Below are 26,722 nucleotides of genomic sequence, written 5' to 3' on the forward strand. Positions count from 1 at the left end.
AATCAGACCCCGACCATCGAGACGGCCTTGGTGTTGAGGTAAGATTCCAGCGCCTCGGGACCGCCTTCGGAACCATAGCCCGAATCCTTGACCCCGCCGAACGGCAGCTCGGCGCTCGGCGTGGCGGGCTGGTTAATCCACAACATGCCGACTTCGATGCGGTTCATCAAGAGCTGGGCGTTCTTGATCGAGCTGGTGAACGCATAGGCGGCCAAGCCGTACGGCAGGCGGTTGGCCTCGAGAATCGCATCCTCGAGGCTGTCGAAACCGCGGATCGCCGCCACCGGGCCGAACGGCTCGTCATTGAATACGCTCGCCGCCAGAGGCACGTCGGCCAGGATGGTCGGCGCGAAGAAGTTGCCGGCATCACCGACGCGCACGCCGCCGGTGGCGACCACCGCGCCCTTGGCGCGCGCGTCGTCCACCAGCTGCGACATCGCCGTCAGGCGGCGCGGATTGGCCAGCGGCCCCAGCGTGGTGCCTTCCTGCAGGCCGTCGCCCAGCTTGAGGCTTTCGGCGTGCTTGACCAGCGCGCGCGTGAACTCGTCCTTGATCGCGTTGTGCACCAGGAAGCGGGTCGGCGAGATGCACACCTGGCCCGCGTTGCGGAACTTGGCGCCGCCGGCGGCCTTGACCGCCAGCGCCACGTCGGCATCGGCCGCCACGATCACCGGCGCATGGCCGCCCAGTTCCATCGTCACGCGCTTCATGTGGGCGCCGGCCAGGGCCGCCAGCTGCTTGCCGACCGGGGTCGAGCCGGTGAAGGTGACCTTGCGGATGACCGGGTGCGGAATCAGGTAGCCCGAAATCTCGGCCGGGTCGCCGAACACCAGTCCCACCACGCCCGGCGGCACGCCGGCGTCGACGAAGCACTGGAACAGCGCCGCCGGCGACGCCGGCGTTTCTTCAGGCGCCTTGCACAGGAAGGAGCAGCCGGTGGCGAGCGCCGCGGCCAGCTTGCGCACGACCTGGTTGATCGGGAAGTTCCACGGCGTGAAGGCAGCGACCGGGCCGACCGGCTCCTTCAGCACCAGTTGCTGCGCGGCCGGATTGCGCGACGGCACGATGCGGCCATATACGCGCATGCCTTCGGCGGCGAACCAGTCGATGATCTCGGCGCCGGCCATGGCTTCCATCTTCGCTTCGGCCAGGGGTTTGCCCTGTTCCTGGGTCAGGAGGCGCGCGATGTCGCCGGCGCGCTCGCGCAGCAGGCTGGCGGCGCGGCGCATGGTGGCGGCGCGCTCGGCGGCGGGAACGACGCGCCAGGCCTCGAACCCTTTCTGGGCGGCGGCCAGGGCGCGGTCCAGGTCGGCGATGGCGGCATGGGCCACGGTGCCGATCGGCTGTCCGGTGGCCGGGTTGACCACAGGAATGGTCTTGCCGCCGGTGGCGTCGACCCATTCGTTGGCGATCAGGAGGCGGATGTCGGGATAGCTGGAAGTCGTCATGAGCATCAAGGTCCGGGTTGATAAAGCGATCATGATAGTCCTTTTCGCGCAGCTTGGCCGGGCGTGGCGCAGCCGCGATATGGGCGCTGGTATCCGCCCCTGCCGGCCACGGTCGGGATCGGCATCCATGTTCAACAAATGCGCTGCCGGGACGCCCGGCGTCGCGCCCGGCGCCTCGCCGGCGGCTGCCCTCATCGCCGCCGCTGCCCCCACCAGCAACACGCGGGCGCCGTCCGGCATGCCGCGCGGACCGCAGGCACGCTTGACGGTCCAGCCATATCGGCGGATAAAGATAGATTCCGCATCGGCGAGGGAGGCGCGCCATGGTCAGGGTCACCACATCGGACATCGCCCAAGGGCTGCGTAACAGGGAATTCATCCTGCATTACCAGCCCAAGGCATCTCTGGTCACCGACCGCATCGTCGGCGCCGAGGCCCTGGCGCGATGGCAGCGGCCCGACGGCACGATGCTGCCACCGGCCACCTTCATCGAGGTGGCTGAGCACAGCGGCCTGATCAAGGAACTGACCATGCAGTTGCTGTCCACGCTGGTCCACGACCTGGTGGGCAAGCACCTGGAAGAGGGCTTGCACTTTTCGCTCAACGTGACCGCCCGCGATCTCGAGGACGCCCTCGTCACCAGGGCCATCCTCGATGCCGTCTTGCAGTACGGACTGTCCCCCACCACCCTCGAGCTCGAAATCACCGAAACCCAGGCCTTGCAGGGTGGTGCGTCCATGCTCTGGAACGTCCAGGAGCTGGCCGACGTCGGTGTGGGACTGGCAATGGACGACTATGGAATCGGTTACTCCAGCATGGACACGCTCAGCCAGTGGCCGTTCACGACGATCAAGCTCGACAAGGGAATCATCGGCCGCATGCTCGACTCGGCCAAGAACGCGACCATCGTGCGCTCCTCCATCCGGCTCGGGCACGAGCTGGGCCTGACCGTGGTGGCCGAAGGCGTGGAAACGCCGGAGCAGCATGATTTCCTGGTCGAGGCGGGCTGCAAGGTGGCGCAGGGCTACCTGATCAGCCGCCCGCTCCCCCTGGACCAGTTCGACCTGTTCCGGCGCGACAACGGCAAGCGCCGCGGCATGCCGATCGGGCTGGTGCACATGGCGATCGTCGACCACATCCAGTGGCGCCGTCAGATGGTCAGCTACGTCATCCAGCGCGCGGCGCTGCCGGCCGATTCGCCGCTGCGCCAGATGGACGGCTATCCAGCCATGGGCGTGACCAAGTGCGCCCTCGGGGCGTGGTACGTGGGCGACGGCCGCTACTTCGCCGATACGCCGATGTACCAGGCGATCGACGCCCCGCACCGCGCGCTGCACGAGGCCGGCGCCCGGCTCATCGAGCGGGTGCGGGCCGGCGCCGCGCTGGCCGACATGATGCCGCTCCTGTACGAGTGCAAACAGGCGTCGGCCACCCTGATCCGCCTGCTGGAAGACCTCGAGGACGAGGGCCTGGCGGCGCTCTACGCCGCGCCGCCGGACTATTCCACCCCGCCGGCCTGACGCCGCTTCCAGCGCTCGGGGCCGCCGCCGGTCATCCCGGACCGGAGCGCATGTGCCGGCCCTGCCCGCTTCCGGCCGCCCGCTTCAGAACGCGCCCACGTAGTTTTCCGCCAGCGCCGTGCGCATCGCGCGTGAGGACACGACGTTTTCCAGCTCCGCACGCTGCACCTGGCGCTCGAATGGCGACGCGTCGGCGAAGGTGTGCAACAGGCGCGTCATCCACCACGAGAAGTATTCGGCCCGCCACACGCGCTTGAGGGCCGCGTCCGAATAGCCGTCCAGCAGCTCTTCGGTGCCGCGCTGGTAGAAGGCCTCCAGCGCGCGCGCGAGCAGGCGCACGTCGGAAATCGCCAGGTTCATCCCCTTGGCGCCGGTCGGCGGCACGATGTGCGCGGCGTCGCCGGCCAGGAACAGGCGGCCGGAACGCATCGGGGCGCAGACGAAACTGCGCATGCCGATGATGTTCTTCTGGAAGATCCGGCCCTCGTTGAGCTTCCAGCCGCCGTCGCTCGCGGTACGCGCATGCAGTTCGGACCAGATGCGGTCATCCGACCAGTTGTCGACATGGTCTTGCGGATCGCACTGGAAATACAGGCGCTGCACGGTGGGCGAGCGGGTGCTGACGAGGGCAAACCCGCGCTCGTGCTGGGCGTAGATGAGTTCGTCGGACGACGGCGCGGACTCGACCAGGATGCCGAACCAGCCGAACGGATAGGTGCGCTGGAAGTCCTGGCGCACACCCGCCGGAATCGCCGGGCGCGACACGCCATGGAAGCCGTCGCAGCCGATGACGAAGTCAGCCAGAAGCCGCTGTGCTTCGCCCTGGTGCGAGAACGTGACCGACGGCTGCGCGGTATCGGTGCCGTGCAGCGCCACCTCGCTCGCTTCGAACAGCAGTTGGCCGCCGGCCGCCAGCCGCGCCGCGACGAGGTCGATGATCACCTCGTGCTGCGGGTAGACCGTGATCGCCTTGCCGGTCAGTTCGGTAAGATCGATGCGATGGCGCTTGCCGCCGAAGGCCAGCTCGAAGCCGTGGTGAAGCGCCCCTTCCCTGCGCATGCGCTCGCCCACGCCGGCCTGGTCCAGGATGTCCATGCTGCCCTGTTCGAGGACGCCGGCGCGGATCGTGGCTTCGATATCGGCGCGACTGCGCGTCTCGAGCACGACCGACTCGATGCCGTTCAGGTGCAGCAGGTGGGAAAGCAGAAGGCCGGCAGGACCGGCGCCGACGATGGCGACCTGGGTACGCATGATGTTGTCTCCGTTTGTGTTTTGTTGACATCATCGTAGTACCCAGGCGCGCGGATAAGAATGGATAGAACGCGGAAAAACTTGTACTATTTTTACATTCGCTTCCCGTGCCCGTTGCCCTCATGCCCAAGCCCGCACCATCCCCGAAGATCCCCGAATTCGCGCTCTATGGCGAGCTGACACGGGGCACGGACGCCGAGGGCGTGCATATCGAGCTGATCGAAACACGCAGCCGCCAGCATGACTGGCACATCGGGGTGCACCGGCACGCGGGGCTGTTCCAGGTACTTTTTTTATTTGGCGGACGGGTCGTGGCCGACATCGAAGGCGAGCGCTGGGAGTGCGCCGGCCCGGTCGCCCTGACCATCCATCCGTCGCTGGCGCACGGTTTCGCCTTTTCCGAGGAAGCGCATGGCTATGTGCTGACCCTCGACCAGAACGTGCTGTTCGCCGCCGCCGGCCACGAGGGCGACCTGTTCGCCGCGCTGTTCGTGCAGCCCCTCGCCATCGCGCTGGACCCCGTGCCAGAAGTGCGCGAGCGCATCGAGGCGCTGCTGCGCAACCTGATCCTCGAAGCGGCATGGCCGCGCCAGGGGCATACCCTGATGCTCGAATGGCTGGCGCGCTGCGCGCTCCTGAACCTGGTGCGGGTGCAGGCCGAGCGCCGCCTCGCCGACAAGTCCGGCCGCGGCGACTTCGAGCTGTTCAGCCGCTTCCGGGTCGAGGTGGAACGCCATTACCAGGAACAGTGGCAGGTCGGCCGCTACGCGGACCTGCTGCGGATCCCGCCGGCCCGCCTGAACCGGCTGTGCCTGAAGCTGGCCGGCAAGACGGCCTTCGACATCACCCAGGACCGGCTGATGCTGGAAGCCTGCCGCAAGCTGACCTACGTACCGGCCAGCATCGCCAGCATCGCCTATGAACTGGGGTTTCAGGATCCGGCCTATTTCAGCCGGCTGTTCAAGAAACTGATCGGGGTGACGCCGAAGGAGTTCAGGCGGCAGACCCAAGCCGCGGTGACGACTTAGAACGCCTAACCTCTTACTTGTTCCGGCAGTAACAACCTCGTACACTGAGCCGACGTCCTCTATCGGCCCAGCCCGTGTAAAAACTCAAATCGATGGACTGGGAGCCCAATTTTCCCGACCAGGGCTGCTCTTGGAATGTAGAGAAACATTCCAGGCCGCGTAGTCCGATTTGGCTACTTTGGCCCGGCAAAGGTGCAGGGTCACGTTCATGGGCAGCTGGTGATAGGCTGCGAAACCGTGGCCTCGGCAGCCAAGACGCAGCCTTCGGGCAACAGAGCACAGGGGGCGATCGCGACCTGGCGCCGACCTGCGTTACCGATGGCGCGCATCAGACGCCTACCGGTCCCGCGACGCCTGCGGCGGCCGCATGGACGTCCACGTGTGCAGATCCTCGTACGCAGCAGCGGCGCGGAAGATATCTGTTTCGCAGTGCAATTTCGCCACCAGTTGTAGTCCGACAGGCAAGCCGCTCGCAGTGAAACCCACCGGAAGCGACGCTGCGGGCTGCCCGGTCAGGTTGAACGGATAGGTGTAGTACTGCCACGAGCACGCATTGCGGTCGGCAAATTGCGGCGGGACATTGACCTCGACGTCGAACGCGCAGACCGGCACCGTCGGCGTCAACAGCAGGTCGAAACCGTCGAACATCGTGCGTACCTTTTCGCGGAACCGATAGCGCTCGAACACCTGGGTATAATAGCCGAGCAGTGACTGGTCCAGGGCGCTCTCCAGCAGGGACGACACCGCAGGGCAAAGCAGGTCGCGGCTGTTGCACATGGCATCGTTCAAGCGGGTCCCGACGCCGGCATAGAATTCAGCCATCCACACGTCGGCCGGATCGCTCCCGAACGCTTCACCGAGGTCGATGATTTCGCAGCCCATCGCCTCGAACGCGCGCACGGCGCGTTCGGTAATGGTCACGATTTCCCGATCAGGCTTGGCGTAGCCCAGGGTCGGACTCCAGGCCAGCTTCATGCCTTTGACGGGCTGACCGCAAGCCCCCAGGAAATCGGGCACAGCCGCCGTGATCGAAAACGGGTCGCGCGCATCATAACCGGATATCGCCCCCAACAACAATGCCGCATCGCGGACCGTGCGTGCCAGCGGCCCGACGTGTGCCAGCGTGGGCGTTGCCGACGCGGGAAATACCGGCACCCGCCCGAACTGCGCCTTGATGCCGAACAGCCCGGTGAACGAAGATGGTTCGCGAATCGAACCGCCGCCGTCCGTGCCCAGCGCGAAGGGCGTCACGCCCGCGGCCACGCTTGCGGCAGCGCCACAGCTCGAGCCGCCGGGGGTCTTGTCGGTATTCCACGGATTGCGCGTCACCCCGGTCAGCGGCGAGTCGCCCACCGCCTTGCAGCCGAATTCGCTGGTGGTGGTGGTCCCGACGATACAGGCGCCGGCGGCCTTGATGCGCGCCACCGCCGGTGCGTCGCACTGGGCGACGTGATCCTTCATGACGCGCGAACCGAAGGTCTGGTGCACGCCGCCAATGGCGATCAGGTCTTTCACCGAAATCGGCAATCCGTGCAGCGCGCCCGGCTGCGCGCCCCGCGCCAGGCACTGGTCGGCACGGTGCGCCGCCGCCAACGCCATCTCCGGCGTACGCGTGACGAAGCTGTTCAGCCGCGGCTCGGTTTCCTCCTGGCGTGCCAGGCAGGCCTGCATGACCTCCAGCGCCGAGACTTCCTTGCTCAGCATCGCGTCGCGCAGTGCGATCGCGCCAGGGTATTGAGTCAGCATGTCATTCCCCGGATTCAAATCATGCACAGCGAGCGGTCCAGCGTCGCCGTCTCGGCCGCCACGCACTGCGCAAAACCGCTGGCGATCTCTTGCCTGTCGAGCTGCTTGCCGATGATGACCATACGCGTACTGGTATCGCCGCCGGGCCATTGTTCCGCATAGGCCAGCGGGCTGAATACGGTTTGCACGCCCTGCAGGATCACGGGCTTGTCGATGCCTGAAAAGCGCACCAGCCCCTTCACCCGATACAAGTTGGCGCCATGCACATTTGACAGGCGCTCGAGAAATTCCATCAGCTTCTGGTAATCCATGGCGTGCACTTCGCGCAGGCTGATCGCCGTGATGCCGTCCAGGTGGGCGGCGTGGCGGTGTGCCGGGTCGTCCAGGCAGGCCGGGCAATCGTCCGCGGCGCCATGCACGTGTCCTTCATGGTCGTGATGGTGATGCCCCTGCGCTGCCGGAGCCGCGGCTTCCCCCAGCCAGGCGGCGATCGCCGATTCCTTTGCGTTCGGGTCGAACAGGTTCAGGTCGACCAGGTTCCTCAGCTCGAGCGAACCGTAGGTCGCGGTTTCCTTCGGCGAAAACGGATTGAGCGCATTGACCGCATCGACGACGCGCGCATAATCGGCGTCGCCGACCAGGTCGCGTTTGTTGAAGATGATCTTGTCGGCCATCGCCAACTGGCGGCGCGCCTCCGGCGCGTCCCTCAGCTGGGATTCAATATGCTTGACGTCGACCAGCGTGATGATGGCGTCGAGCCGGTAGGTCAGGCTCAAGGACATGTCCCTGTAAAAGGCCTGCGCCAGCGGGGTCGGATCGGCCAGGCCGGTGGTCTCGATCACGATGCGGTCGAACTCCACCTTCGGTTCCGCCAGGCCAGCCTTGCGCATGTACAGCTTGTAGAGCGCCTCGATCAGGTCGTCCTTGCTGGAACAGCAAATGCAACCGTTGCTCAATTCGAGCATGTCGTCGGAGGTCTTGGTGATCAAGTCGCCGTCGATGCCGATGTCGCCGAATTCATTGACGATGACGGCGGTCTTGCCGCTGTCGGGTGCCGACAGAATCCGGTTGACCAGGGTGGTTTTTCCGGCGCCGAGAAAGCCGGTGAGCAGCGTGATCGGAATCCGCTGATCGGTCGTGTTCGTGTGCGTCATCATTGCTCCGGTCAGAAAGTGCGGACGTGGCCGCGGCGTATCATGTGCGCTGCGCGGCCGTCAGGCAGGGGTTACAGGGTGGACGCTCAGTCGTTCAGCACGGCCCAGGCGCGCACCGGCGAACCGCTGCCCTGATGGATCTTCAGGGGTGGACCGTAAAACATGAACTCGCCTTTCCCCACCAGCTCTTCCAGATTGACCAGCCACTCATAGTGCGTAATGCCACGGTCGCGGCACACCCGGTGGCTCGGGAACAGGTTGTGCGACGGCTTGTCGGTCGAGGGTCCTTCCACGCCATGCAGCCTGGAGCCGCGGTCGGCCAGCCAGTGGGTCGCTTCGGCGGTCAGCCCGCAATTGCTCCACACGACTTTAATGTCGGGATAGTGCCGCTTGTGCAAGCCGGTGTTGAGCAGCACGATGTGGCCGTCAACCTTGATGCCGGTCTTGCGCTCGGCTTCCTCGAGATCGGCGACATCGATATCGCCGAGATCGGGGATATGCGTCATGTCGAAGCAGACTGCCTTGCCCATGAACATTTCAAGCGGCATGTCGTCCACGCTCATGCCGTTCGGATCGGTGTGGTAGAACGCATCGACGTGGGTCGCGATGTGATCGAGGGTACTGATGAAGGTGGTCGCGAAGGTCATCGCATCGCCCGGCACCCCGAGCCCGAGCGACTTGGTTTTTTCATGCGTCATGTGCGGCGCCACGATGGGGCGCTGGAACAATTTGTGGGCCGGCATGTTGTCCGACAAGGTCAGCGTCAGGTCGACGATACGTTGTTTCATTTGCATAACTCCAGAAAATACGAGTGTGGGAAAAGACAGCCTCCGCCAGCGGAAGCCGGTACTGCGCGCAACAAGGGCCAGGCCCGTGGTGATCAGTGCTGTTTGCCCAGGTAGGCCTCCATGACGGACGGGTCGCGCATCAGCTGTTGCGACGGTCCGCTCTGCGTGACGCTGCCGTTTTCCATGACGTAGGCGCGCGACGTCACCGCCAGCGCACGGGTGGCAATCTGCTCGACCAGCAAGATCGCCAAGCCCTGCCGGTTCAAGTCTTGCAGCACCGGAAACAGCAGTTCCAGCACCTTGGGCGCCAGTCCGAGCGACACTTCATCGATCATCAAGAGCCGGGGCCGCGACATCAAGCCGCGTGCAATCACCAGCATTTGCTGTTCGCCACCGGACAGCGAACCGGCAAGCTGGGTGCGCCGCTCCTTTAGCCGTGGAAACAGCTGGTACATGCGCTCCATGTCGTCCTGCAGTGCGGCCGGGCCGCCGCGCTCGGCACGGATGTAGCCGCCGAGAATCAGGTTGTCCTCGACGCTCTGGTCGGCAAAGACGAAGCGCCCTTCCGGCACCAGGGCCACGCCATGCCGCACCATCTCGTGCGAGCCGCAGCCGTGCACCGGCTTGCCCGCCATGGTGATCGTCCCGGCGGCCGGCCTGACGACGCCCGCCACCGCTTTCAGGGTGGAACTCTTGCCGGCGCCATTCGATCCGATGATGCCGACGAACTCGCCTTCGCCCACTTCGATCGACACTTGGCGGGAGGCCTGGATATGGCCGTAGTTCACCGAGAGGTTTTCAACCTTTAACAATGGGGCGCTCATGCGTACTCCTTGGATTCGACTGCGGGCGCCGCGCCGAAGTAGGCTTCGATCACCGCTGGGTCATTGCGCACTTCGGCCACGCTGCCGGACGCAATCACCTTGCCGTAATCGAGGACCGTCACGTGATCCGACACCGCCATGATCATGTCGACGTGGTGCTCCACCAGCAAAATGGTCAGCCGGTGCGATGCCAGGTTGCGGATCAGCTTGATCAGGTCTTCGATTTCGCCATGGGTCAGGCCGGCAGCCGGTTCATCGAGCAACAACAGCTTCGGCGACATCGCCAGGGCGCGGGCGATTTCCAGCCGACGCTGGTGACCAAACGGCAGGTTGCGCGCCTTTTCGTCCGCGTACTCATCCAGGCCGACGTAGGCGAGCAGTTGCCTGGCCTCTTCGGTGTACTTTTTTTCGTCGCGGAAGAAGGACGGCAGGCGCAGCAAGGTCGCCACCAGTCCGCTCCGGTAACGCGCGTTGGCGCCCACCAGCACGTTTTCCAGCACCGTCATGTCGCCGAACAGTTCGGTGTTCTGGAACGTGCGCGCCAAGCCCATGCGCGCCAACTGGTGGCTGACCTTGGCGGTCACGTTCTCCCCTAGGAAGCGGATCGTGCCGCCGGTCGGCGTATAAAATCCCGACACGCAGTTGATGAAGGTCGACTTGCCGGCGCCGTTGGGGCCGATCACCGCATGCACCTGGCCAGCTTTGAGCGACGCGCTGACGTCCTGGTTGGCGACCAGGCCGCCGAACGCCATCGTCAGGTTGACCGTCTCCAGGCAGGCTGCGCCGGCCACCGCTTCGACGCCGAGCAGGTTCTGCGCGTCGTTATCCGGGCGCGGCCAGGGGCGTGAACGACGGCTGACTTTCTTGCTGAAGCGCGTAGCCCAGGCATTGGCCGTGCCGACGATGCCCAGCGGCATGCCGAACATGACCAGCGCCAGCAACGCACCATAAGCGAAGCGCTGCCAACTGCCGAACGCTTGCAGGTACTCGGGGATAAAGGTCAGCACCGTCGCGCCCAGCACCGGGCCGATCACCGTGCCGGAACCGCCCAGGATGACCATCAGTAAGAAGCGCACCGAATCGTCGAAGCGGAAGGTGTCCGGATTCACGTACAGATTGAGGTAGGCATACGCGCCGCCGGCGGCGCCAGCGAAGGCTGCGGCAATCACGAAGGACATCAGGCGCATCATCACTGGATTGATGCCGACCGTGCGCGCCGCGGTCTCGCTCTGGCTGACCGCACGCATCGCGCGGCCATAGCGTGATTTGATGAGGTTGTAGTGAAGAATGAACGCCACCATCGCCAGCACTGCCAGCGCCGTAAAGTAGCCGGTTTCGTCCAGCGTGGCTCCCAACAGCGCCGGGCTCGGAATGCTGGAAATGCCGGCCGTTCCGCCGGTCAGGCTTTGCCACTCGATCGCCACGTTCTCGACGATGATGCCGAAGGCGATCGTGATCACGGCCAGGTACACGCCGCGGACCCGTACCGTCGGGTAGGCCAGGATTGCGCCGAACACTGCCGCAAGGGCGGTGGCGATCAGCATGCAAGGGATCATGCCGAGGCCGAAGCGGGTCGACAGGATGGCCACCGCATAGGCACCGATGGCAAAGAGGCCGGCCTGGCCCAGGCTGATCAGGCCAGTCAGGCCGGTGAGCAGGTTCAGCCCGAGGGCGACCATGACGTAGATCAGCAACAGCATCCAGATGCGCAACTCGTACACGTTGGCCACCATGTGGGGCAACAGGTACAGGGCGATGCCGAGTCCGGCCACCAGCACCGGAAACCCGAATTTTTTGATCGTATGCATATTCATACTTTGGCCACCTCTCTGCGTCCGAAGATTCCTTGAGGGAATGCCAGCAGGATCAGGATCATGATCGAGAAGCCGACGATTTCCCGCGCTGCCGAACTGATGTAGCCTTCGACAAATTTTTCCATCACGCCGTACAGCAGGCCGGTGATGACGACACCGCGCGCACTCGTGACACCGGCCATGATCGCGACCGCAAAACCCTTGAGACCGATCAGCACGCCCATGGTGGCGGATACCTGGATGATCGGGCCCACCAGGACCCCGGCAAAGCCGCCCAGGCCGGCTGCGAGGCCGAATGAAATCCCGGTGACGCGGCTGACGTTGATGCCCATCAGGCCAGCGGCGACCCGGTTGAAAGCGATGGCCCTCATCGCGCGGCCCAGCATGGTGCGCCGGTAAAAGATTTCCAGGCCGAACATGAAGGCGATGGCGAACGCGGGAATCAGCAGTTCCTGCAGGTAGACCCCGGCGCCGAAGATCTCGATCGGCTCGTCCACGCCGGGCGACGGCAAGGCACGCGCAAACGAGCCGAACTTAATGGTGGCAAAACTCTCGACCATGATGCCGATCGCGATCGTGGTCAACATCCAGCCGATCGCACTGGCGTCCTTGTTGAACGGCCGGACCGCCAGGCGCTCGACCAGCATCCCGTACCCGACACAAACGATGACTGCCAGTGGCAGGCCCACAGCCAGGGAAATACCGGCGTCAAGGCAAACCACGGCGACGACGCCACCGACCATGACCACGTCCCCGTGCGCAAAATTGACCGCACGGCAGGCGGACCACATGATGTAGAACCCCAGTCCGATCAGGCTGTAGATCGCGCCGATCGACATCCCGCTTAATACATATTGAATGAAGGTACTCACTTTAAGACTCCCAGGTTTCGTCGCGCTGACGCGGCATCGCGCCAGCGCCAGCGCAGGAATTGCCGATTACTTGTATCGGGTCTGTGCCAGCGGCAGCAGCGCGCCGTCCTGCCAAACCGTCAATTTGTAGTCCTTGGGAAGAATCGCATCATGTTTCTCGAGCGATGCGCCAAAGGCCGGGTTGTAGTTGGCAACCAGTCCCTGGTGCTTGACGCGAAACAGCGCGTCACGCACCTTCGCCCGGTCATAGCTCCCGGCCACCTCGATCGCCTTGGCGATCAGGTACACCGCGTCATACGCGTTGGCGGTGCCGCTGCCCATCTTGAGTTCCGAGGGTTTTTTCAAGCCGAACTTCTGCGCAATCTTTGCGTAGACTGCGGCCGTCCTGGCGTCTTGCTGCCCCATCCAGCTGAAGGTCTGGACCACCATGACGCCATTGGCCAGCGGGCCGGCGATTTCACCGAGGTTCCCAGCCAGGCCCCAAGCGCCTGCGATCACGGGCCGGTACTTGAGCTTGTCCATGCCGCGCAGGATCTGGTTGCCTTCACGGTCCAGTGCAAACATGACGATCGCTTCAGCGCCGGCGGCCCGCGCGCGCATCAGTTGGGCAGTCATGTCCTGGTCGCCCCAGTTGAAGGTTTCCATCGCAACCGGCGTGACGCCATTCTTGAGCAGTGCGGCCTTGACGTCCGGCGCGGCACCGTTGCCCCACCCGGTGTTTTCATAGAAGACCGCGACCTTCTTGTTCGGTGCGCGCTTCAGGGCGACATCGACCAGGTATTCGGCGACCCAACGGTCCTTGGCGGAGACACGGAACATCCATTTGTTCGTGCCGCTGTCAGGCTCGATGATCTTGGTGCCGGCCGCCATCACGCCAACGTAGGGTATGCCGATCTTTTCGATCGGATCGCGCATCGCCAGCGCCACGCCACTATGGTAGCCGCCCAACATCGCGATGCAGTTATCGGCCAGCGCGATGCGGCGCACGTTATCGACGCCCTTCGGCGGCTGGCCGGCATCGTCATACATCTTGAGCGTGAGCTTCTTGCCCAGCACCCCACCTTTGGCGTTGATCTCGTCGAGCGCCACTTCGGCTCCCATCCTTGCCGCATCACCGCTGAAGGTGGCGGGGCCCGTCAGCGCGCCCGAAAAACCGATGCAGGACTGTTTGTCCTGGGCCTGCACCGGCGACGAACCGACCGCCAGCAACAGCCCGGCGGCGGCTGCGAATGTACGTACCACCAAACTCGTCTTTTTCATTTCGAACTCCCTCTGATTGGAAACGGTGCAAGATGCGTGAGCGCGCACCAAATTGCTGCGCAATGCACCAGAAAGAAGCGTTCACACTGTGAACTAATTTCCGATTGCTTGCGAGTTGAGTAAACAGTACATTAAAATCATTGGCTTATAGCGGCCCGCGCATAATTTTACGGTCCAGATAGTGAACTAATCGGAGTAACACAATGAGCGCAAGCATCGACAAATCGATCGCGGCACGAGTCGGGAAGCGATCCAGGGAGGGTTCTTCAGAAACTGCATCGGGGACGCAAAGCATTCACCGCGCCGCGCGGATCCTGCGTGAAATCGCCTCCTACAGCCTGAATGGATTACGCCTGGTCGACCTGGCCAGGCAACTGGACCTGAACCGCACAACAATCCACCGGATCCTGAATTGCCTGATCGAAGAGGGCCTGGTGATGCAGAACCTGACGTCGCGGCGCTATGTGCTTGGGCATGGGCTGTTCGAACTGGGGCTGACCGCAGCTTCGCAATTCAAGCTGCGCGAAATCTGCGGCCCCTCGCTGGAACGTATTGCAGCCGAAACCGGACATACCGCATTCATGACCATCCGCAGCAACTACGATGCGCTGTCGATCCAACGGGTTGATGGGACAACCCCGCTGGACATTCCCGCGCTCGATATCGGCGTGCATCGCCCTTTGGGCGTTGGCGCCGGCAGCCTGGCAATATTGAGCGCCCTGGCCGACGATGAGATCGAACGGATCGTATCGGCGAATGCACGACGGCTCGCGGGTTTCGGCAAACTGACAGTGCCGCTGCTACTGGAAATCGCCCGGCAATCGCGTGAGGCCGGCTATGGAATTCACGACGGGCGCATGATTGCCGGCATCAGCGGCGTTGGGGTCCTGGTGCATGACGGCTCCGGCGCTCCGCTGGGCGCCATCAGCATTTCGGCAAAGGCCGACTGCCTGCCATTGAAAGCGCAAGGCGAGATCGTCCTGATCCTGAAGAAGGAGGCGCGGGCGATCCAGAACTTGCTGCACCAGGCGAACTTTGACATGGCCGAATACAACCGGCAGTACCTTCAAGGGAAATTCCGCTGAGGATCGCGTCGGTAGAACGCCATGGCCAAAGCACTTCTCCCCAAAGACCTTTGGTCGCTTGTAGCAACTCATCTCCCGACCCATCGTCGCAGATCGTAGAAAGGCGCACGGCCACGTATCGATGATCGCGCGACCCTGACTGGGATTCTATTGTGCTCAAGACTGGGATGCCGTGGGAACACCTGCCTCGCGAACTCGGCTGCGGCATTGGCATGACTTGTTGGCGTCGACTGCACGAATGGATGCAAGCCGGCGTTTGGCAGCGCATCCACGAGGCAGTTCTGCGACGACTGCGAGAGCACGACCCGATCATCCGGGATCGAGCTAGCGTTGATGCTGCCAGCGTACCGGCCCCTGCAGGTGGCGAACATATGGGCCCGAAACCCGACCAATCGTGGCAAGCTTGGCTGCAAGCACCATGGATCAACGTGGCCTGCCGCTCGACGCCAAGATGTCGGGCGCCCAGGTGCACGACACACGTTGACTTATTCCGTCATCGCGAATCCGGCATGAGCGACGGGCAGACATCCATCAGGCGTCTCTTTCACTTGCCTGCTCGCTCATCTGCTGGCGGTACGTCCAGAGGTCTTGTCAGGCGCTTAGCCGCTTACAGCAGCGCGCCCAACTCGACCTGAATCTTGATCATCGCCGGCAGGCAGCGCTCGACCATCTGCTGGGCAGGCAGGCGCGCCGCGTGGACGCTGACGTTCATCGCGGCCACGACGTCGCCGCGAAAATTCCTGAGCGGCACCGCAATCGCGCGCAGGCCCAGTTCCAGTTCCTGGTCGACCAGGGCGTAGCCCTGGGCCCGGCTGCGCGCGATTTCCAGCGCCAGGCGTTCCTTGTTGACGATGGTGTGCACGGTGATCTGCTCGGGCTGGGCGCGTTCCAGGAACTCGTCGACCCGCTCCTGCGGCAGGCTGGCGAGCAGCATCCGCCCGTTGGCCGTGCACCAGGCCGGCACGCGCGTGCCCGGCTGCAGCGTGCCGGATACCAGCTGGCCCGCGCTCACGGCCGCCACGCAGACCAGCTGGTCGTGGTCGAGCACACCCACCGAGGCGGCTTCGCCCAGCGAATACGCCAGCCGGTACAGCAGCGGCTGGGCGATGCGCGGCAGGCGCGCCGAATGCAGGTAGGACTGGCCGAGCCGCAGCACGGCCGGGGTCAGCGAGAACAGCTTGTTCTCGTGGCGCATGTAGCCCAGATGCGTGAGCGTGATCAGGTAGCGGCGCGCGGCGGCGCGCGTCAGCCCGGTCGCCTGCGCCACCTCGGCGATCGTCAGGCGCGAGCGTTCCTGGTCGAACGCTTCGATGACCTTCAGGCCCTTGTCGAGGCCGGCGACGAGGTCGCGGGCGAGCGGCTGCGCTGCGTCTTGGCTCATGGACTGAAAAGAAGGATGATTTGTGCGAGTATCGCACACTTCGTGCGCTGTGCGGACGCCGCGCTCATCCCTCCCATTGTCGGCCCAACCACCTTTCCTTACGATATCCCGGCACTGACCAACCATATCGAAGGAGACAAGGCCGTGAAATTCGATCTCGTCGAGCCGGGCGTGTACCCCGAACTCGTCTACCCGTCCTACAAATCCACCGTCAAGCGTGGCCCCTCCCAGCCGATGCTGCGCATCGAAGCGCCGCTGCCGGTGACGCAGAACATCGTCGCCACGCCGCGCATCCTGCTGCCGAACGATGTCGACCTCACGCGGCACGGCGACGGCGAGCCGCTCGGCGAAAAGATCGTCGTCACCGGGCGCGTGTGCGACGAAGACGGCAAGCCGGTGCGCAATTCGCTGGTGGAGGTGTGGCAGGCGAACTCGGCCGGACGCTACTGGCACAACCGGGACCAGCACGCGGCGCCGCTCGACCCGAATTTCCACGGCGTCGGCAAGATGCTGACCGACGACGAGGGCCGCTACCGCTTCGTGACGATCAAGCCCGGCCCCTACCCCTGGGGCAACCACGACAAGGCCTGGCGCCCGGCCCACATCCACTTTTCGCTGTTCGGCAACGTGTATGCGCAGCGCCTGGTGACCCAGATGTATTTCCCGAGCGACCCGCTGTTCGACTACGACCCGATCTTCCAGAGCGTGCCCGACGAAGCGGCGCGCCAGCGGCTGGTGTCGCGCTTCAGCCTCGAACACACGGTGGGCAGCGAGATGCTGGGCTACGAATTCGATATCGTCCTGCGTGGCCGCCATGCCACGCCCATGGACCTGTAAGGAGAACGCACGATGAGCAAGATCACGACTTCCCAGACCATCGGTCCGTTCTCGCATGAAGCCTGGCAGTGGGCCGTCGACGCCTCGCTGCCGGACGCCGTGCCGGCGGCCGGCGCCACGGTCCTCGTCAGCGGCGTCATCTACGACGGCGACGGCGCGCCAGTCAACGACGCCCAGATCGAGGTCTGGACGCCGCAGGGGGCCGACGCCGAGCCCGGGCGGCTGATCCCGGGCTTTCGCCGCGCGCCGAGCGGCGAGCAGGGCGAATTCAGCATGCGCGTGGCCGCGCCCGCCGGCGGCGGCGAGCCGCTGATGTACGTCACCGTGTTCGCGCGCGGGCTCGTCAAGCACCAGTTCACGGCGGTCTTCCTGGAGGACGACGCCGCCCTGGCGCAGTCCGCCATCCTGAACCAGGTGCCGCAGGCGCGCCGCGCCACGCTGCTGGCCCGCAAGATGGAGGATGGCCGGGGCGAGCCCTCCTATCGCTGGGACATCCATCTGCAGGGCGAGCAGGAAACCGTTTTCTTCGACTATGTATGAGCAACTAAACGTATGAGCGTCTCGATCTTCGACAGTTTCCTGACCACGCCGGACATGATCGCCGCGTTCGACGACGCGGCGGTGGTGCAGGCCATGTTTGCCTTCGAAGCCGCGCTGGCGCGTGCGCAGGCGGCCGAGGGGCTGGTGCCGCCCGCGGCGGCGGCGGCCATCGCCGGCGTGTGCAACGCCCAGCTGTACGACATCCCCGCCATCATCGATGCCGGGCGCCGCGCGGGCAGCCTCGCCATTCCCCTGGTGAAGGAACTCACCCGGACGGTCGGCCTGTACGATGCCGAGGCCGCGCGCCACGTGCACTGGGGCAGCACCAGCCAGGATGTGGTCGACACGGCGATGGTGCTCGTCACGCGCGAAGCCCTGCGGCTGCTGGACGATGGCCTGCACGAACTGGGCGAACACCTGCTGGCGCTGGCCGAGCGCCACCTGGCCACGCCCGTGCTGGCACGCACGCTGATGCAGCCGGCGCAGGTGACGAGCCTGGGCTTCAAGGCCGCCGGCTGGCTGGCGCCGCTGGTGCGCGCGCGCGAGCAATTGCGCCTGGCGGCCGCCCGCGCGCTGCAGCTGCAGCTGGGCGGCGCGGTCGGCACCCTGTCGGTGCTGGGCGAACACGGCGGCGCCGTGGCCGAACGCGTGGCAGAGGAGCTGCGCCTGAAGGTGGCGGACGCCGCCTGGCACACCCAGCGCGACGAATGGGTGCGGCTGGGCCTCGAAGTGGCCGTGCTGGCGGGCAGCCTGGGCAAGCTGGCGACCGACCTGAGCCTGATGGCCCAGGGCGAGGTGGCGGAGCTGGCCGAACCGTCCGGCAATGGCCGCGGCGGCTCGTCGGCGATGCCCCACAAGCGCAACCCGGTATCGGCGATGATCGCGCTGGCCGCCGCCCGGCGCACGCCCCAGCATGCCGCCGCCCTGCTGGCCTGCATGGGCCAGGAGCACGAGCGCGGCCTCGGCAACTGGCAGGCCGAGCTGGCAGAGTGGCCGAACCTGTTCCTGTCCGCCCATGGCGCCCTGCGCGCGCTGAACGAGGCCTTCGCGGGCTTGATGGTCGACCCGGCGCGCATGCTGCGCAATATCGAGGCGCTGCACGGCCTGGTGTTTGCCGAAAGCGCGTCGAGCTACCTGGCCGGCGCCATCGGCCGGCCGCAGGCGCATGCGCTGCTCGAAGGCCTCAGCCGGCGCGCCGGCCACGATCGCGACCTGCACGCCCTGCTGCGCGAAGCCGTCCAGGCCGACCCGCAGCTGGCCGGGCACGTCGACCTGCCCCAGCTGGCCGCCCGCTTCGACCCGCTCGCCGCCGCCCAGCCCGCGCGCCGCCTGGCCGAAGGCCAGCTGCAAGGCCTGCGCGGCCGCATGGCCGTGCTCGGCGCCACCCATCCCTTTCACGACTGAATTCACGGAGTACAACGCGCATGAGCTTCGATCCCCTTGACCACGATTTCGAACGCGGCCTGCAGAACCGCCGCAGCGTCCTCGGCGACGCCTGGGTCGACCGTTCGCTGAACAATGCGAATGGTTTCAACGCCGACTTCCAGAACCTGATCACCCGCTTCGCCTGGAACGAGATCTGGGGCCGCCCCGGGCTCGAGCACAAGATGCGGCGCGCGATCGTCCTGTCGATCACGATCGCCCTCGGGCGCTGGGAAGAATTCGAGCTGCACGTGCGCGCCGCCCTGCTGGGTGAGGAAGACAGCCGCCTGAGCCCCGACGAGATCAAGGAAATCCTGATGCAGTCGGCCGTCTACGCCGGGGTGCCCGCCGCCAACACGGCCTTCACGCACACCCTGCAGATCCTGCGCGAAGTCGGCGAGCAGATCGGCTACGCCCTGGCGCCGGCGGCGCCGGCCGCGGCCGCGCATCCGGGCATCGGCCGCGCGGGCCGCACGGCGAGCAGCCCGGCCCTGCACTACAGCGTGCGCGAGCCGCGTAGCGGCAAGGCGCCGCGCCACACGGTCGTCCTCAGTCATGCGCTCGGCTGCGACCTGAGCATGTGGGACAGCCTGGCCAACACGCTGGCGCAGGACTGCCGCGTCGTCGCCTACGACCACCGCGGCCACGGCAGTTCGGACGCGCCCGAGGGGCTGTATGCGATGGCCGACCTGGCCGACGACGCCGCGCGCCTGCTGCGCGAACTCGACACCGGCCCGGTGGTCTGGATCGGCCTGTCGATGGGCGGCATGGTCGGGCAGGAACTGGCCCTGCGCCATCCGGCGCTGGTGCGCGCGCTGGTGCTGGCCAACACCACCAGCGGCTACCCGGAAGCGGCGCGCGCCGTGTGGGAGCAGCGCATCGCCACCGTACGCGAACAGGGCATCGAGGCGATCGCCGACGCGGTCATGGGGCGCTACTTCCATGACGACTTCCGGGCGCGCAAAGCCGCGACCGTGGCGCGCTTCCGGCGGCGCCTGGTGACCACCGATCCGGCAGGCTATATCGGTTGCTGCAATGCGGTGGGGCGCGTCGACACCACCGCGCGGCTGGGGCAAGTCGCCGTGCCGACCCTGGTGCTGGCGGGAGAACTGGACCAGGGAACGCCGGTGGCGATGGCCGAGGTGCTGGCGCAAGCGATTCCCGACGCGCGGCTGGAAGTGATCGCGCACGCCTCGCACCTGGCGGCGGTGGAGCAGCCGGAGGCGTTTGCGGCCAGTGTCGCCGGCTTCGTGCAGGCGCTGTAGGCGCTGTGAGCGGGTCGCCGCGGGAGCTTCCCGCGGCGCGTCCTACAGATCCAGCACCAGCACCCTGGTTTTCGCGCGCGAGCAGCACGGCGTGAACTGGTCGTTCGCCGCCTGCTCTTCCTCGGTCAGGTACATGTCGCGGTGTTCCGGCACGCCCTCGAGCACGCGGGTCAGGCACGTGCCGCAGACGCCTTCCTCGCACGAGTACGGGACCGTGACGCCGGCACCAAGCAGCGCCTCGATCACCGTCTGGCCGGCCGCCACCGTCACCACCTTGCCGTTCGACGCGAGCCTGACCTCGAACGCCTGGTCGCCGCTCGTGTCCACCGCCGCCGCGCTGAAGTACTCGACGTGCAGCTGCGCCTGCGGCCAGCCCAGCGCCTGTGCGCCGCCCAGCACGTAGTCGATGAAACCCTGCGGCCCGCACACGTACAGGTGGGTGCCGGGCGCCGGCGCGCCGAGTACGGCCGGCAAGTCGAGCTTTTGTGCGGACTCGCCGCTGTCGTAGTGGAACTGCACGAGGCTGCGCAGGTGCGACTGCCCGAGCCGCTCCTTGAACGCCGCCTTCTCGGGAGAACGGGCACAGTAATGGAGCTCGAAGGCTGCGCCCCTGGCCGCCAGCGCCTCGGCCATCGCCAGGATCGGCGTCACGCCGATGCCGCCCGCCAGCAGTACCGTGCGCTCGGCCTCGACCAGCGGAAAATGGTTCTTCGGCGCGCTGATCGTCAGCACCGAGCCGACCTCGATCTGGTCGTGCATGGCCTGCGAGCCGCCGCGCGAATCGGCGTCGAGCAGCACGCCGATCTGGTAGCGGTGGGTTTCGCCCGGCGCGTTGCACAGCGAGTACTGGCGCACCAGATTGCCGGGCAGGTGCACGTCCACGTGGGCGCCGGCCTCGAATCCCGGCAACGCGCCGCCGGCGAGCGGCGCCAACTCATAGCTGCAGATGCCGTCGGCCTCGATCGCCTTGCCGGCCACCCTCACCTCGATCGTGCTCATGCCGCCACCTCCTGCGGCCGTTCCCTGGCCAGCCAGGCGTCGATGATGCGGCGCGACTGCACGCCGCCGGCATCGATGTTCAGCATCAGGAGCTTCCTGTCCGGATGGCGCAGGATGTTTTGCTGCTGCAGTTCCAGCATCTCGCGGTCTTCGCTGAAGATCTTGCCCTGGCCTTCGCGGATGGTCTTCGTCAGTTCGGCGTCCTGTGGCTTGAAGTTGCGCGCCATGCCCCAGAAATACCAGTGCGAGGTCTCGGTTTCGGGGGTGATGAAGTCGACCACGATGCTCGAGGCCTTGTACGCCGGATCGGCGTGGTAGCCGCCGTGGCCGGCGTGCGCCACGCCCACTTCGATCATCACGTGGCTGGGCGCGTTGAAGCGGCAGATCTGCCAGCGGTCGACCGGCACGTCGTCGGCCAGGCCGTTGCCGCGCAGCGCCGCCTGCCAGAACGGCGGCGGCATGATGTTTTCCATGAAGCGGCTGGTGACGACCTGCTCGCCCTCCACTTTCGTGGTGACCGGCGCCTCGTCGATTTCCTTCTGGCCGATGCTCGAGGCATGGACATAGGTTTCGTGCGTCAAGTCCATCAGGTTGTCGACCATCAGGCGGTAGTCGCAGTTGATGTGATACAGGCCGCCGCCATAGGCCCACTCGGGACTGTCCGCCCACTCCAGATGATGGATGGCGGCAGGGTCGGCCAGCGCCTGCTCGCCCGGCCAGACCCAGATGAAGCCGTAGCGCTCCTCGACGGCGTAGCTGCGGATGCAGGGGAAGCCGCGCACGCGCTGGCCCGGCATGCTGATGGCCTTGCCTTCGCACCCCATCTCGAGCCCGTGGTAGCCGCACACGAGATTGCCGTCACGGACGAAACCGAGGGACAGCGGCGCACCGCGGTGGGGGCAGAAGTCCTCGACCGCCGCAACCTTGCCGTTCTCGCCACGGTAGAACACGATTTTCTCGCCGCAGATCTGGCGGCCCAGCGGCTTGCCATCGATCTCGTCCGGGGTGCAGGCCACGTACCACGCATTTTTAGGGAACATCCTTGTCTCCTTTGTCGTCTTTATCGTATATTCAGGGATATTCAGTACACTGAATGTGAGAAAAGTATTACGCGTTTGCGGGCCGAAGTAAACCGGGTTTCGTGATTATTTTGATGGTGCGCTGCGCAAGAACGACGCGCGGATAACAACTAGAAACATGCAAATGGAAAAAGCTCCTGACGACCAGAGCTCGATGCTCGACTTGTACCAGCACCCCGGCCACCTGTTGCGGCGCGCCCAGCAGATCTCGGTGTCGCTGTTCTACGACGAGATGGGAAGCGAACTGACGCCGGTGCAATATGCGATGCTGAGCCGGCTCGCCGAGCATCCGGGCATCGACCAGGTGTCGCTGGCCGGGCTGGCCGCGATCGATACCTCGACCGGCGCCACGGTCTGCGCCCGCCTCGAAGAAAAGGGACTGCTCGAACGCAAGGTGATTCCGCATAACCGGCGCCAGCGGGCGCTGACGATCACGGCCGCCGGCCGGCAACTGCTCGACGGCCTGGTGCCGGGGGCGCAGCGGCTGCGCCAGCGCCTGCTCGCGCCGCTGAGCGGCGAGGAGCAGGCGCAGTTCATGGGCCTGCTGGCCAAGCTGGTCGAAGAGAACAACGAACAAAGCCGGGCGCCGCTGGCCATGCCGGGCGAGAGCGGCGGCAAGTGATGCCGCCTCTGCACCCGCGCGAGATTTATTCGACGCCTGGATCCTTGAACTTCTCGACCTTGTCGAATTCGACGTTGAACACGCCGCCCGCGCCCTGCTCGGCCTTGCGGATATAGACCGTCTGCACGATGTCGCGCGTGGCCGGGTCGATCGAGACAGGGCCGCGCACGCTGTTCCACGAATGCCCCTTCATCGCCGCGATCAGCTTCGGCCCCTCGCTATTGCCATTGGTCTTCTTCAGGGCCGCCCACAACAGTTGCATGCCGTCGTAGGCGCCCACCGCATGGAAGTTCGGGCGCATGCCCTTGTTCGCCTGGGTGAAGGCCGCAACGAACGTCTTGTTCTCGGGCGATGGGTGGGCGGCCGAATAATGGTGGCTGCTGACCACGCCGATCGCCGAAGGCCCGATGCTCGGCATCAGGTCGTCGTCCAGCACGTCGCCGGTGGCGATCAGGCGAATGCCGGCCTGGCCCAGGCCGCGGTCGGTGAACTGCTTGAGCACGGCCGCGCCCTCGCCCGAGGGCACGAAGACGAACAGCGCGTCGGGCTTGGCATCCTTGACGCGCGCCAGGAACGGCGAATAGTCCGGGTTGCGCAGCGGCGCACGCAGCGAGGCGACGATCTTGCCGCCGGCCTTGGTGAAGTCCTTGACGAAGACCTTCTCGGCATCGATGCCGGGGCCGTAGTCGGACACGAAGGTGACCACCGATTTGATGCCGTTCTTCGCCGCCCACTGCGCCATCGGCGCCGTCACCTGCGGCAGCGTGAAGCCAGTGCGGACGATGTACGGCGAGCGCTGCGGAATCACCGAGGTGGCCGCGTTCATGACGATCATCGGCACCTTGGCCTGGGTGGCGACCGGGGCGGCCGCGAAGGCCAGGGGCGTGAGGCCGAAGCCGGCCAGCACCTGGACCTTGTCGCGCGCGACCAGTTCCTGCGCCAGGCGCTTGGTCACGTCCGGCGCGACCCCACCGTCATCCTTCAGGATCACCTCGATCCGGCGGCCGGCCACGGTGTCGCCGTTTTGCTGGAGGAACAGCTTGACGGCGGCTTCGACCTGGCGTCCGGTCGAGGCGAAGGGGCCGGACATGGGCACGATCAGGCCGACTTTCAGGGGTTCGGCGGCGTAGGCAGGGCTTGAGGAAAGGCCGGCGCAAAGGACGGCGGCGCCGAGGACGATGTGGCGACGGGTTGGGTTCAGCGTGTTCAAGGTGTGTCTCCTGTTTTCTTATGATTGCGCCGTGGCGGCGCGGGTACAAACCATTACGGCTCGAGCGGGCCCGCAGGGTGAACCTGGAGCGCAGGCCTAAGCCACTGCCACCAGCCGGTCGAGCTTCTCGCCATCGGCCAGCAGGCTCGCGCTGTCGGAATCGTGCACGATGCGGCCGCGATCGAGCACGATGGCGCGCGAGGTCAGCGACAGCGCCAGGCGCGCGTGCTGCTCGACCACGATCACCGACATGCGTTCCTCCGCCACCAGGCGGCGGATCACGCGCACCAGTTCCTGGACGATGATCGGCGCCAGGCCTTCCATCGGCTCGTCGAGCAGCAGGATGCGCGGGTTGGTCATCAGGGCCCTGGCGATCGCCAGCATCTGCTGCTCGCCTCCCGAAAGCTGGCTGCCCATGTTGGCACGGCGTTCATACAGGCGCGGGAAGATCTCGTAGATCTTCGCCAGCGTCCATGGCCCCGGGCGCTCCACCACCGTCAGGTGCTCCTCGACGGTCAGCGAAGGGAACATGTGGCGCTCCTGCGGTACCCAGCCCAGGCCGTCGCGCGAGCGGCGGTAGGTCGGCACCCGCGCGATGTCGCGTCCGGCCCAGCGGATCGCGCCCTTGTGCAGGCGCGTCAACCCCATCAGCGTCACCAGCAGGCTGGTCTTGCCGACACCGTTACGCCCCAGCAGCGCCAGGCTGTCGCCCTCGTTCATCGAAAACGAGACGTCTTCGAGCACGATCGATTCGCCGTAGCCGGCCGTTACCTTGTCCAACACCAGCAGTTCAGCCATGTTCCACCTCGCCCAGATACACTTCCTTCACGCGCGGATCGGCCGCGATCTCCGCCGGCGTCCCCTCGGTCAGCACCTGGCCTCCCACCAGCACCGTGATGCGTTCGGCGAAGCGGAACACCAGTCCCATGTCGTGTTCGATGAAGACCACCGTCACGTCGCGCGGCAGCCCCGCGATCACTTCGAACAGTTCGCGGCTCTCGGCCGAGGGAATGCCGGCCGCCGGCTCGTCCAGCAGCAGGATCTTCGGTTTCGTGGCCAGGGCCAGCGCGATCTCGACCAGGCGCTGCTTGCCGTAGGCCAGGCTGCTCGTGATGGCGTCGGCTTCCCTGGTCAGCTTCAGCGTCGCCAGCAGGGCCATCGCCTCCGCCACGACGTCGTCGTGCTTCTCGACCGTCTTCCACCAGGTTTTCTGCAGGCCGCGCCGCTCGCAGATCGCCAGCACCACCGACTCGAGCACGGTCATGCCCGCGAACAGCGTGTTGATCTGGAAGGTGCGCGTCATGCCGAGCTTCACGCGCTCGTGCTGCGGCAGCCTCGTGATGTCCTGGCCGCCGAGCCAGACCTTGCCGCTGGTGGGCGCAAAGCCGCCGGTCAGCAGGTTGATGAAGGTGGTCTTGCCGGCGCCGTTCGGGCCGATCAGCGCATGGCGCGCACCCGGCTCGAACGTGAGCGAAATGTCGGTGTTCGCCTTGAAGGCGCCCCATGCCTTGGACAGCGCTTCGGTGCGCAGGGCGCCGGTGCTGGTGCTGTTTCTGGTGCTCATGCCGCCTCCTTGCGCTTGAACCTGGCGACGATCTTCTCGAGGCCGCCGAGGATGCCGCCGCGTGCGAACAGCACGATCAGCACCAGCAGCAGGCCGATGTAGAACTGCCAGTAGGCCGGATCAAGACCCGAAATATAGTCCTGGGCCACCATGAATACCGCCGCGCCGATGAGGGCGCCATACAGGCGGCCGGTGCCGCCGAGGACCAGCATGATCAGGAGTTCGGCCGAGCGCGGGAAGCCCAGCACGTCCAGCCCGACGAACTGGGTGGTCTGGGCCAGCAGCGCGCCGGCGACGCCGGCGATGGCCGCGCTGACCGTGAAGATCGCCTTCAGGCGCAGGTCGACGTCGGCGCCGATGGCCGGCATGCGGCGGCCGCTTTCGCGGATGCCGCGCAGCGACAGGCCGAAGGGCGAGTTGACCAGTCGGCGCAGCACCACGAACAGGATGAACAGCACGCCGAAGCTGTACCAGAAGGCGGTCTTGCCGTACAGGTCGAACTCGAAGACGCCGAACAGGTTATCCATCACCATGCCCGACAGGCCGTCGACGCCGCCGGTGATGAAGGCCGCCTTGTTGGCGGCCTCGAACAGCATCAGGCCGATGCCGAGCGTGACCATCAGGCGCGCCAGGTCCTGGCCGCGCACCACGAGGAAGCTGACGATGAAGCCCATCACCCCGGCCACCAGCGCCGCGGCCAGGAGCCCGGAAACCGGTTCGCCCCAGCCATGCACCGACAGCAGGCCGGCGGTATACGCGCCCAGGCCGAAGAACGCCGCGTGGCCGAGCGAGACGATCCCCGCATAGCCGAGGATCAGATCGAGCGACAGCGCGAACAGGCCGATGATCATGATCTGGCTGGTCAGCACCAGGTAGTCCGGGAACAGGAAGTAGGAGGCGACCGGCAACAGCCAGAACATGATCTCCAGCGGCTTCCAGCGGTCGTTCGGCAGGCGCCGCGCACGGTGCTGCATGGCGCTCGGTGGTACGGTGGTGGTCGCAGTGTCCATGGC

General features: G+C 65.8%; 24 protein-coding genes and 1 pseudogene. 9 read left to right on the forward strand and 16 right to left on the reverse strand.

Features of this window, described 5'->3' with window-relative positions; all coding sequences use genetic code 11:
- Positions 1–2 precede the first annotated feature (2 nt).
- A complete protein-coding gene (locus ABIB38_RS04730; protein WP_429202833.1) occupies positions 3–1,448 on the reverse strand; it encodes an NAD-dependent succinate-semialdehyde dehydrogenase in 1,446 nt (481 codons plus the stop codon).
- A gap of 323 nt (positions 1,449–1,771) precedes the next feature.
- Here ABIB38_RS04730 and ABIB38_RS04735 point away from each other — a divergent pair, with 323 nt between their 5' ends.
- A complete protein-coding gene (locus ABIB38_RS04735) occupies positions 1,772–2,968 on the forward strand; it encodes an EAL domain-containing protein (RefSeq protein ID WP_429202193.1) in 1,197 nt (398 codons plus the stop codon).
- Positions 2,969–3,052: 84 nt separating this feature from the next.
- Here ABIB38_RS04735 and ABIB38_RS04740 read toward each other — a convergent pair whose 3' ends face one another.
- Positions 3,053–4,219 carry a 4-hydroxybenzoate 3-monooxygenase gene (locus ABIB38_RS04740; protein ID WP_429202195.1) on the reverse strand — a complete coding sequence of 389 codons (1,167 nt, stop codon included), beginning with the start codon at positions 4,217–4,219 and terminating at the stop codon, positions 3,053–3,055.
- Between the two features lie 122 nt (positions 4,220–4,341).
- Between ABIB38_RS04740 and ABIB38_RS04745 the strand changes: the two genes are divergently transcribed.
- Entirely contained in the window at positions 4,342–5,247 is a 906-nt protein-coding gene (locus ABIB38_RS04745) for a helix-turn-helix domain-containing protein (RefSeq protein WP_429202197.1), read from the forward strand.
- 336 nt (positions 5,248–5,583) lie between these two features.
- Here ABIB38_RS04745 and ABIB38_RS04750 read toward each other — a convergent pair whose 3' ends face one another.
- From ABIB38_RS04750 to ABIB38_RS04780, 7 genes are all read right to left on the reverse strand, one after another.
- On the reverse strand, positions 5,584–6,993 hold the full coding sequence (locus tag ABIB38_RS04750; protein ID WP_429202198.1) for an amidase: 1,410 nt from the start codon (positions 6,991–6,993) through the stop codon (positions 5,584–5,586).
- Between the two features lie 14 nt (positions 6,994–7,007).
- A complete protein-coding gene (locus tag ABIB38_RS04755) occupies positions 7,008–8,147 on the reverse strand; it encodes a CobW family GTP-binding protein (protein WP_429202200.1) in 1,140 nt (379 codons plus the stop codon).
- Positions 8,148–8,233: 86 nt separating this feature from the next.
- Positions 8,234–8,935: a cyclase family protein gene (locus tag ABIB38_RS04760; RefSeq protein WP_429202201.1), complete on the reverse strand. Its 702-nt coding sequence runs from the start codon at positions 8,933–8,935 to the stop codon at positions 8,234–8,236.
- Between the two features lie 92 nt (positions 8,936–9,027).
- Entirely contained in the window at positions 9,028–9,759 is a 732-nt protein-coding gene (locus ABIB38_RS04765; RefSeq protein WP_429202203.1) for an ABC transporter ATP-binding protein, read from the reverse strand.
- Positions 9,756–11,567, reverse strand: coding sequence for an ABC transporter permease subunit (locus tag ABIB38_RS04770; RefSeq protein WP_429202205.1), 1,812 nt, complete (start codon positions 11,565–11,567; stop codon positions 9,756–9,758). The genes ABIB38_RS04765 and ABIB38_RS04770 overlap by 4 nt, the downstream gene beginning before the upstream one ends.
- A gap of 2 nt (positions 11,568–11,569) precedes the next feature.
- Positions 11,570–12,445: a branched-chain amino acid ABC transporter permease gene (locus ABIB38_RS04775; protein ID WP_429202207.1), complete on the reverse strand. Its 876-nt coding sequence runs from the start codon at positions 12,443–12,445 to the stop codon at positions 11,570–11,572.
- A 66-nt stretch (positions 12,446–12,511) separates the two neighbouring features.
- Positions 12,512–13,753 carry an ABC transporter substrate-binding protein gene (locus ABIB38_RS04780; protein WP_429202209.1) on the reverse strand — a complete coding sequence of 414 codons (1,242 nt, stop codon included), beginning with the start codon at positions 13,751–13,753 and terminating at the stop codon, positions 12,512–12,514.
- A gap of 155 nt (positions 13,754–13,908) precedes the next feature.
- Between ABIB38_RS04780 and ABIB38_RS04785 the strand changes: the two genes are divergently transcribed.
- A complete protein-coding gene (locus tag ABIB38_RS04785; RefSeq protein ID WP_429202211.1) occupies positions 13,909–14,790 on the forward strand; it encodes an IclR family transcriptional regulator in 882 nt (293 codons plus the stop codon).
- A gap of 99 nt (positions 14,791–14,889) precedes the next feature.
- Positions 14,890–15,268: pseudogene (locus ABIB38_RS04790) on the forward strand (transposase); the annotation flags it as partial.
- 129 nt (positions 15,269–15,397) lie between these two features.
- Here the strand turns inward: ABIB38_RS04790 and ABIB38_RS04795 are convergent.
- Positions 15,398–16,171: an IclR family transcriptional regulator domain-containing protein gene (locus tag ABIB38_RS04795; protein WP_429202213.1), complete on the reverse strand. Its 774-nt coding sequence runs from the start codon at positions 16,169–16,171 to the stop codon at positions 15,398–15,400.
- A gap of 144 nt (positions 16,172–16,315) precedes the next feature.
- Between ABIB38_RS04795 and pcaH the strand changes: the two genes are divergently transcribed.
- The 4 genes from pcaH to pcaD are packed head-to-tail and all read left to right on the forward strand — an operon-like array spanning position 16,316 to position 20,235.
- Positions 16,316–17,008: a protocatechuate 3,4-dioxygenase subunit beta gene (gene pcaH / locus ABIB38_RS04800; protein ID WP_429202215.1), complete on the forward strand. Its 693-nt coding sequence runs from the start codon at positions 16,316–16,318 to the stop codon at positions 17,006–17,008.
- Between the two features lie 12 nt (positions 17,009–17,020).
- On the forward strand, positions 17,021–17,548 hold the full coding sequence (locus tag ABIB38_RS04805) for a protocatechuate 3,4-dioxygenase (protein ID WP_429202217.1): 528 nt from the start codon (positions 17,021–17,023) through the stop codon (positions 17,546–17,548).
- Positions 17,549–17,560: 12 nt separating this feature from the next.
- On the forward strand, positions 17,561–18,952 hold the full coding sequence (gene pcaB, locus ABIB38_RS04810) for a 3-carboxy-cis,cis-muconate cycloisomerase (protein WP_429202219.1): 1,392 nt from the start codon (positions 17,561–17,563) through the stop codon (positions 18,950–18,952).
- 20 nt (positions 18,953–18,972) lie between these two features.
- On the forward strand, positions 18,973–20,235 hold the full coding sequence (gene pcaD, locus ABIB38_RS04815) for a 3-oxoadipate enol-lactonase (protein ID WP_429202220.1): 1,263 nt from the start codon (positions 18,973–18,975) through the stop codon (positions 20,233–20,235).
- A gap of 42 nt (positions 20,236–20,277) precedes the next feature.
- On the opposite strand, the gene ABIB38_RS04820 is transcribed toward pcaD, so the two are convergent.
- Together ABIB38_RS04820 and ABIB38_RS04825 are read right to left on the reverse strand one after the other, a co-directional pair.
- Entirely contained in the window at positions 20,278–21,234 is a 957-nt protein-coding gene (locus ABIB38_RS04820; RefSeq protein WP_429202222.1) for a PDR/VanB family oxidoreductase, read from the reverse strand.
- On the reverse strand, positions 21,231–22,274 hold the full coding sequence (locus ABIB38_RS04825; protein ID WP_429202224.1) for a Rieske 2Fe-2S domain-containing protein: 1,044 nt from the start codon (positions 22,272–22,274) through the stop codon (positions 21,231–21,233). The genes ABIB38_RS04820 and ABIB38_RS04825 overlap by 4 nt, the downstream gene beginning before the upstream one ends.
- 163 nt (positions 22,275–22,437) lie before the next feature.
- Between ABIB38_RS04825 and ABIB38_RS04830 the strand changes: the two genes are divergently transcribed.
- Positions 22,438–22,935 (forward strand): MarR family winged helix-turn-helix transcriptional regulator, encoded by a 498-nt coding sequence (locus ABIB38_RS04830; RefSeq protein WP_429202226.1) that lies wholly within the window; start codon positions 22,438–22,440, stop codon positions 22,933–22,935.
- Between the two features lie 25 nt (positions 22,936–22,960).
- On the opposite strand, the gene ABIB38_RS04835 is transcribed toward ABIB38_RS04830, so the two are convergent.
- The 4 genes from ABIB38_RS04835 to ABIB38_RS04850 all read right to left on the reverse strand — a co-directional run bounded on the left by ABIB38_RS04835 (position 22,961) and on the right by ABIB38_RS04850 (position 26,719).
- The gene (locus ABIB38_RS04835) at positions 22,961–24,136 is read right to left on the reverse strand and encodes an ABC transporter substrate-binding protein (protein ID WP_429202835.1); all 1,176 of its coding nucleotides are present in this window, start codon (positions 24,134–24,136) and stop codon (positions 22,961–22,963) included.
- 105 nt (positions 24,137–24,241) lie between these two features.
- Positions 24,242–24,943, reverse strand: coding sequence for an ABC transporter ATP-binding protein (locus ABIB38_RS04840; RefSeq protein WP_429202227.1), 702 nt, complete (start codon positions 24,941–24,943; stop codon positions 24,242–24,244).
- Positions 24,936–25,709, reverse strand: coding sequence for an ABC transporter ATP-binding protein (locus tag ABIB38_RS04845; protein WP_429202229.1), 774 nt, complete (start codon positions 25,707–25,709; stop codon positions 24,936–24,938). Before ABIB38_RS04845 ends, ABIB38_RS04840 begins: the two co-directional genes overlap by 8 nt.
- Positions 25,706–26,719, reverse strand: coding sequence for a branched-chain amino acid ABC transporter permease (locus tag ABIB38_RS04850; protein WP_429202837.1), 1,014 nt, complete (start codon positions 26,717–26,719; stop codon positions 25,706–25,708). The genes ABIB38_RS04845 and ABIB38_RS04850 overlap by 4 nt, the downstream gene beginning before the upstream one ends.
- Positions 26,720–26,722 lie beyond the last annotated feature (3 nt).

It is taken from the genome of Massilia sp. UYP11 (assembly GCF_050434805.1).
Classification (GTDB): domain Bacteria; phylum Pseudomonadota; class Gammaproteobacteria; order Burkholderiales; family Burkholderiaceae_D; genus Telluria.

Bases quoted from the DNA above. Each gene is read 5' to 3' on its own strand.
- ABIB38_RS04730 (WP_429202833.1), bottom strand. From the start codon at position 1,448: ATGACGACTTCCAGCTATCCCGACATCCGCCTCCTGATCGCCAACGAA.
- ABIB38_RS04735 (WP_429202193.1), top strand. From the start codon at position 1,772: ATGGTCAGGGTCACCACATCGGACATCGCCCAAGGGCTGCGTAACAGG.
- ABIB38_RS04740 (WP_429202195.1), bottom strand. From the start codon at position 4,219: ATGCGTACCCAGGTCGCCATCGTCGGCGCCGGTCCTGCCGGCCTTCTG.
- ABIB38_RS04745 (WP_429202197.1), top strand. From the start codon at position 4,342: ATGCCCAAGCCCGCACCATCCCCGAAGATCCCCGAATTCGCGCTCTAT.
- ABIB38_RS04750 (WP_429202198.1), bottom strand. From the start codon at position 6,993: ATGCTGACTCAATACCCTGGCGCGATCGCACTGCGCGACGCGATGCTG.
- ABIB38_RS04755 (WP_429202200.1), bottom strand. From the start codon at position 8,147: ATGACGCACACGAACACGACCGATCAGCGGATTCCGATCACGCTGCTC.
- ABIB38_RS04760 (WP_429202201.1), bottom strand. From the start codon at position 8,935: ATGAAACAACGTATCGTCGACCTGACGCTGACCTTGTCGGACAACATG.
- ABIB38_RS04765 (WP_429202203.1), bottom strand. From the start codon at position 9,759: ATGAGCGCCCCATTGTTAAAGGTTGAAAACCTCTCGGTGAACTACGGC.
- ABIB38_RS04770 (WP_429202205.1), bottom strand. From the start codon at position 11,567: ATGCATACGATCAAAAAATTCGGGTTTCCGGTGCTGGTGGCCGGACTC.
- ABIB38_RS04785 (WP_429202211.1), top strand. From the start codon at position 13,909: ATGAGCGCAAGCATCGACAAATCGATCGCGGCACGAGTCGGGAAGCGA.
- ABIB38_RS04795 (WP_429202213.1), bottom strand. From the start codon at position 16,171: ATGAGCCAAGACGCAGCGCAGCCGCTCGCCCGCGACCTCGTCGCCGGC.
- ABIB38_RS04805 (WP_429202217.1), top strand. From the start codon at position 17,021: ATGAGCAAGATCACGACTTCCCAGACCATCGGTCCGTTCTCGCATGAA.
- pcaB (WP_429202219.1), top strand. From the start codon at position 17,561: ATGAGCGTCTCGATCTTCGACAGTTTCCTGACCACGCCGGACATGATC.
- pcaD (WP_429202220.1), top strand. From the start codon at position 18,973: ATGAGCTTCGATCCCCTTGACCACGATTTCGAACGCGGCCTGCAGAAC.
- ABIB38_RS04820 (WP_429202222.1), bottom strand. From the start codon at position 21,234: ATGAGCACGATCGAGGTGAGGGTGGCCGGCAAGGCGATCGAGGCCGAC.
- ABIB38_RS04825 (WP_429202224.1), bottom strand. From the start codon at position 22,274: ATGTTCCCTAAAAATGCGTGGTACGTGGCCTGCACCCCGGACGAGATC.
- ABIB38_RS04830 (WP_429202226.1), top strand. From the start codon at position 22,438: ATGGAAAAAGCTCCTGACGACCAGAGCTCGATGCTCGACTTGTACCAG.
- ABIB38_RS04840 (WP_429202227.1), bottom strand. From the start codon at position 24,943: ATGGCTGAACTGCTGGTGTTGGACAAGGTAACGGCCGGCTACGGCGAA.
- ABIB38_RS04845 (WP_429202229.1), bottom strand. From the start codon at position 25,709: ATGAGCACCAGAAACAGCACCAGCACCGGCGCCCTGCGCACCGAAGCG.
- ABIB38_RS04850 (WP_429202837.1), bottom strand. From the start codon at position 26,719: ATGGACACTGCGACCACCACCGTACCACCGAGCGCCATGCAGCACCGT.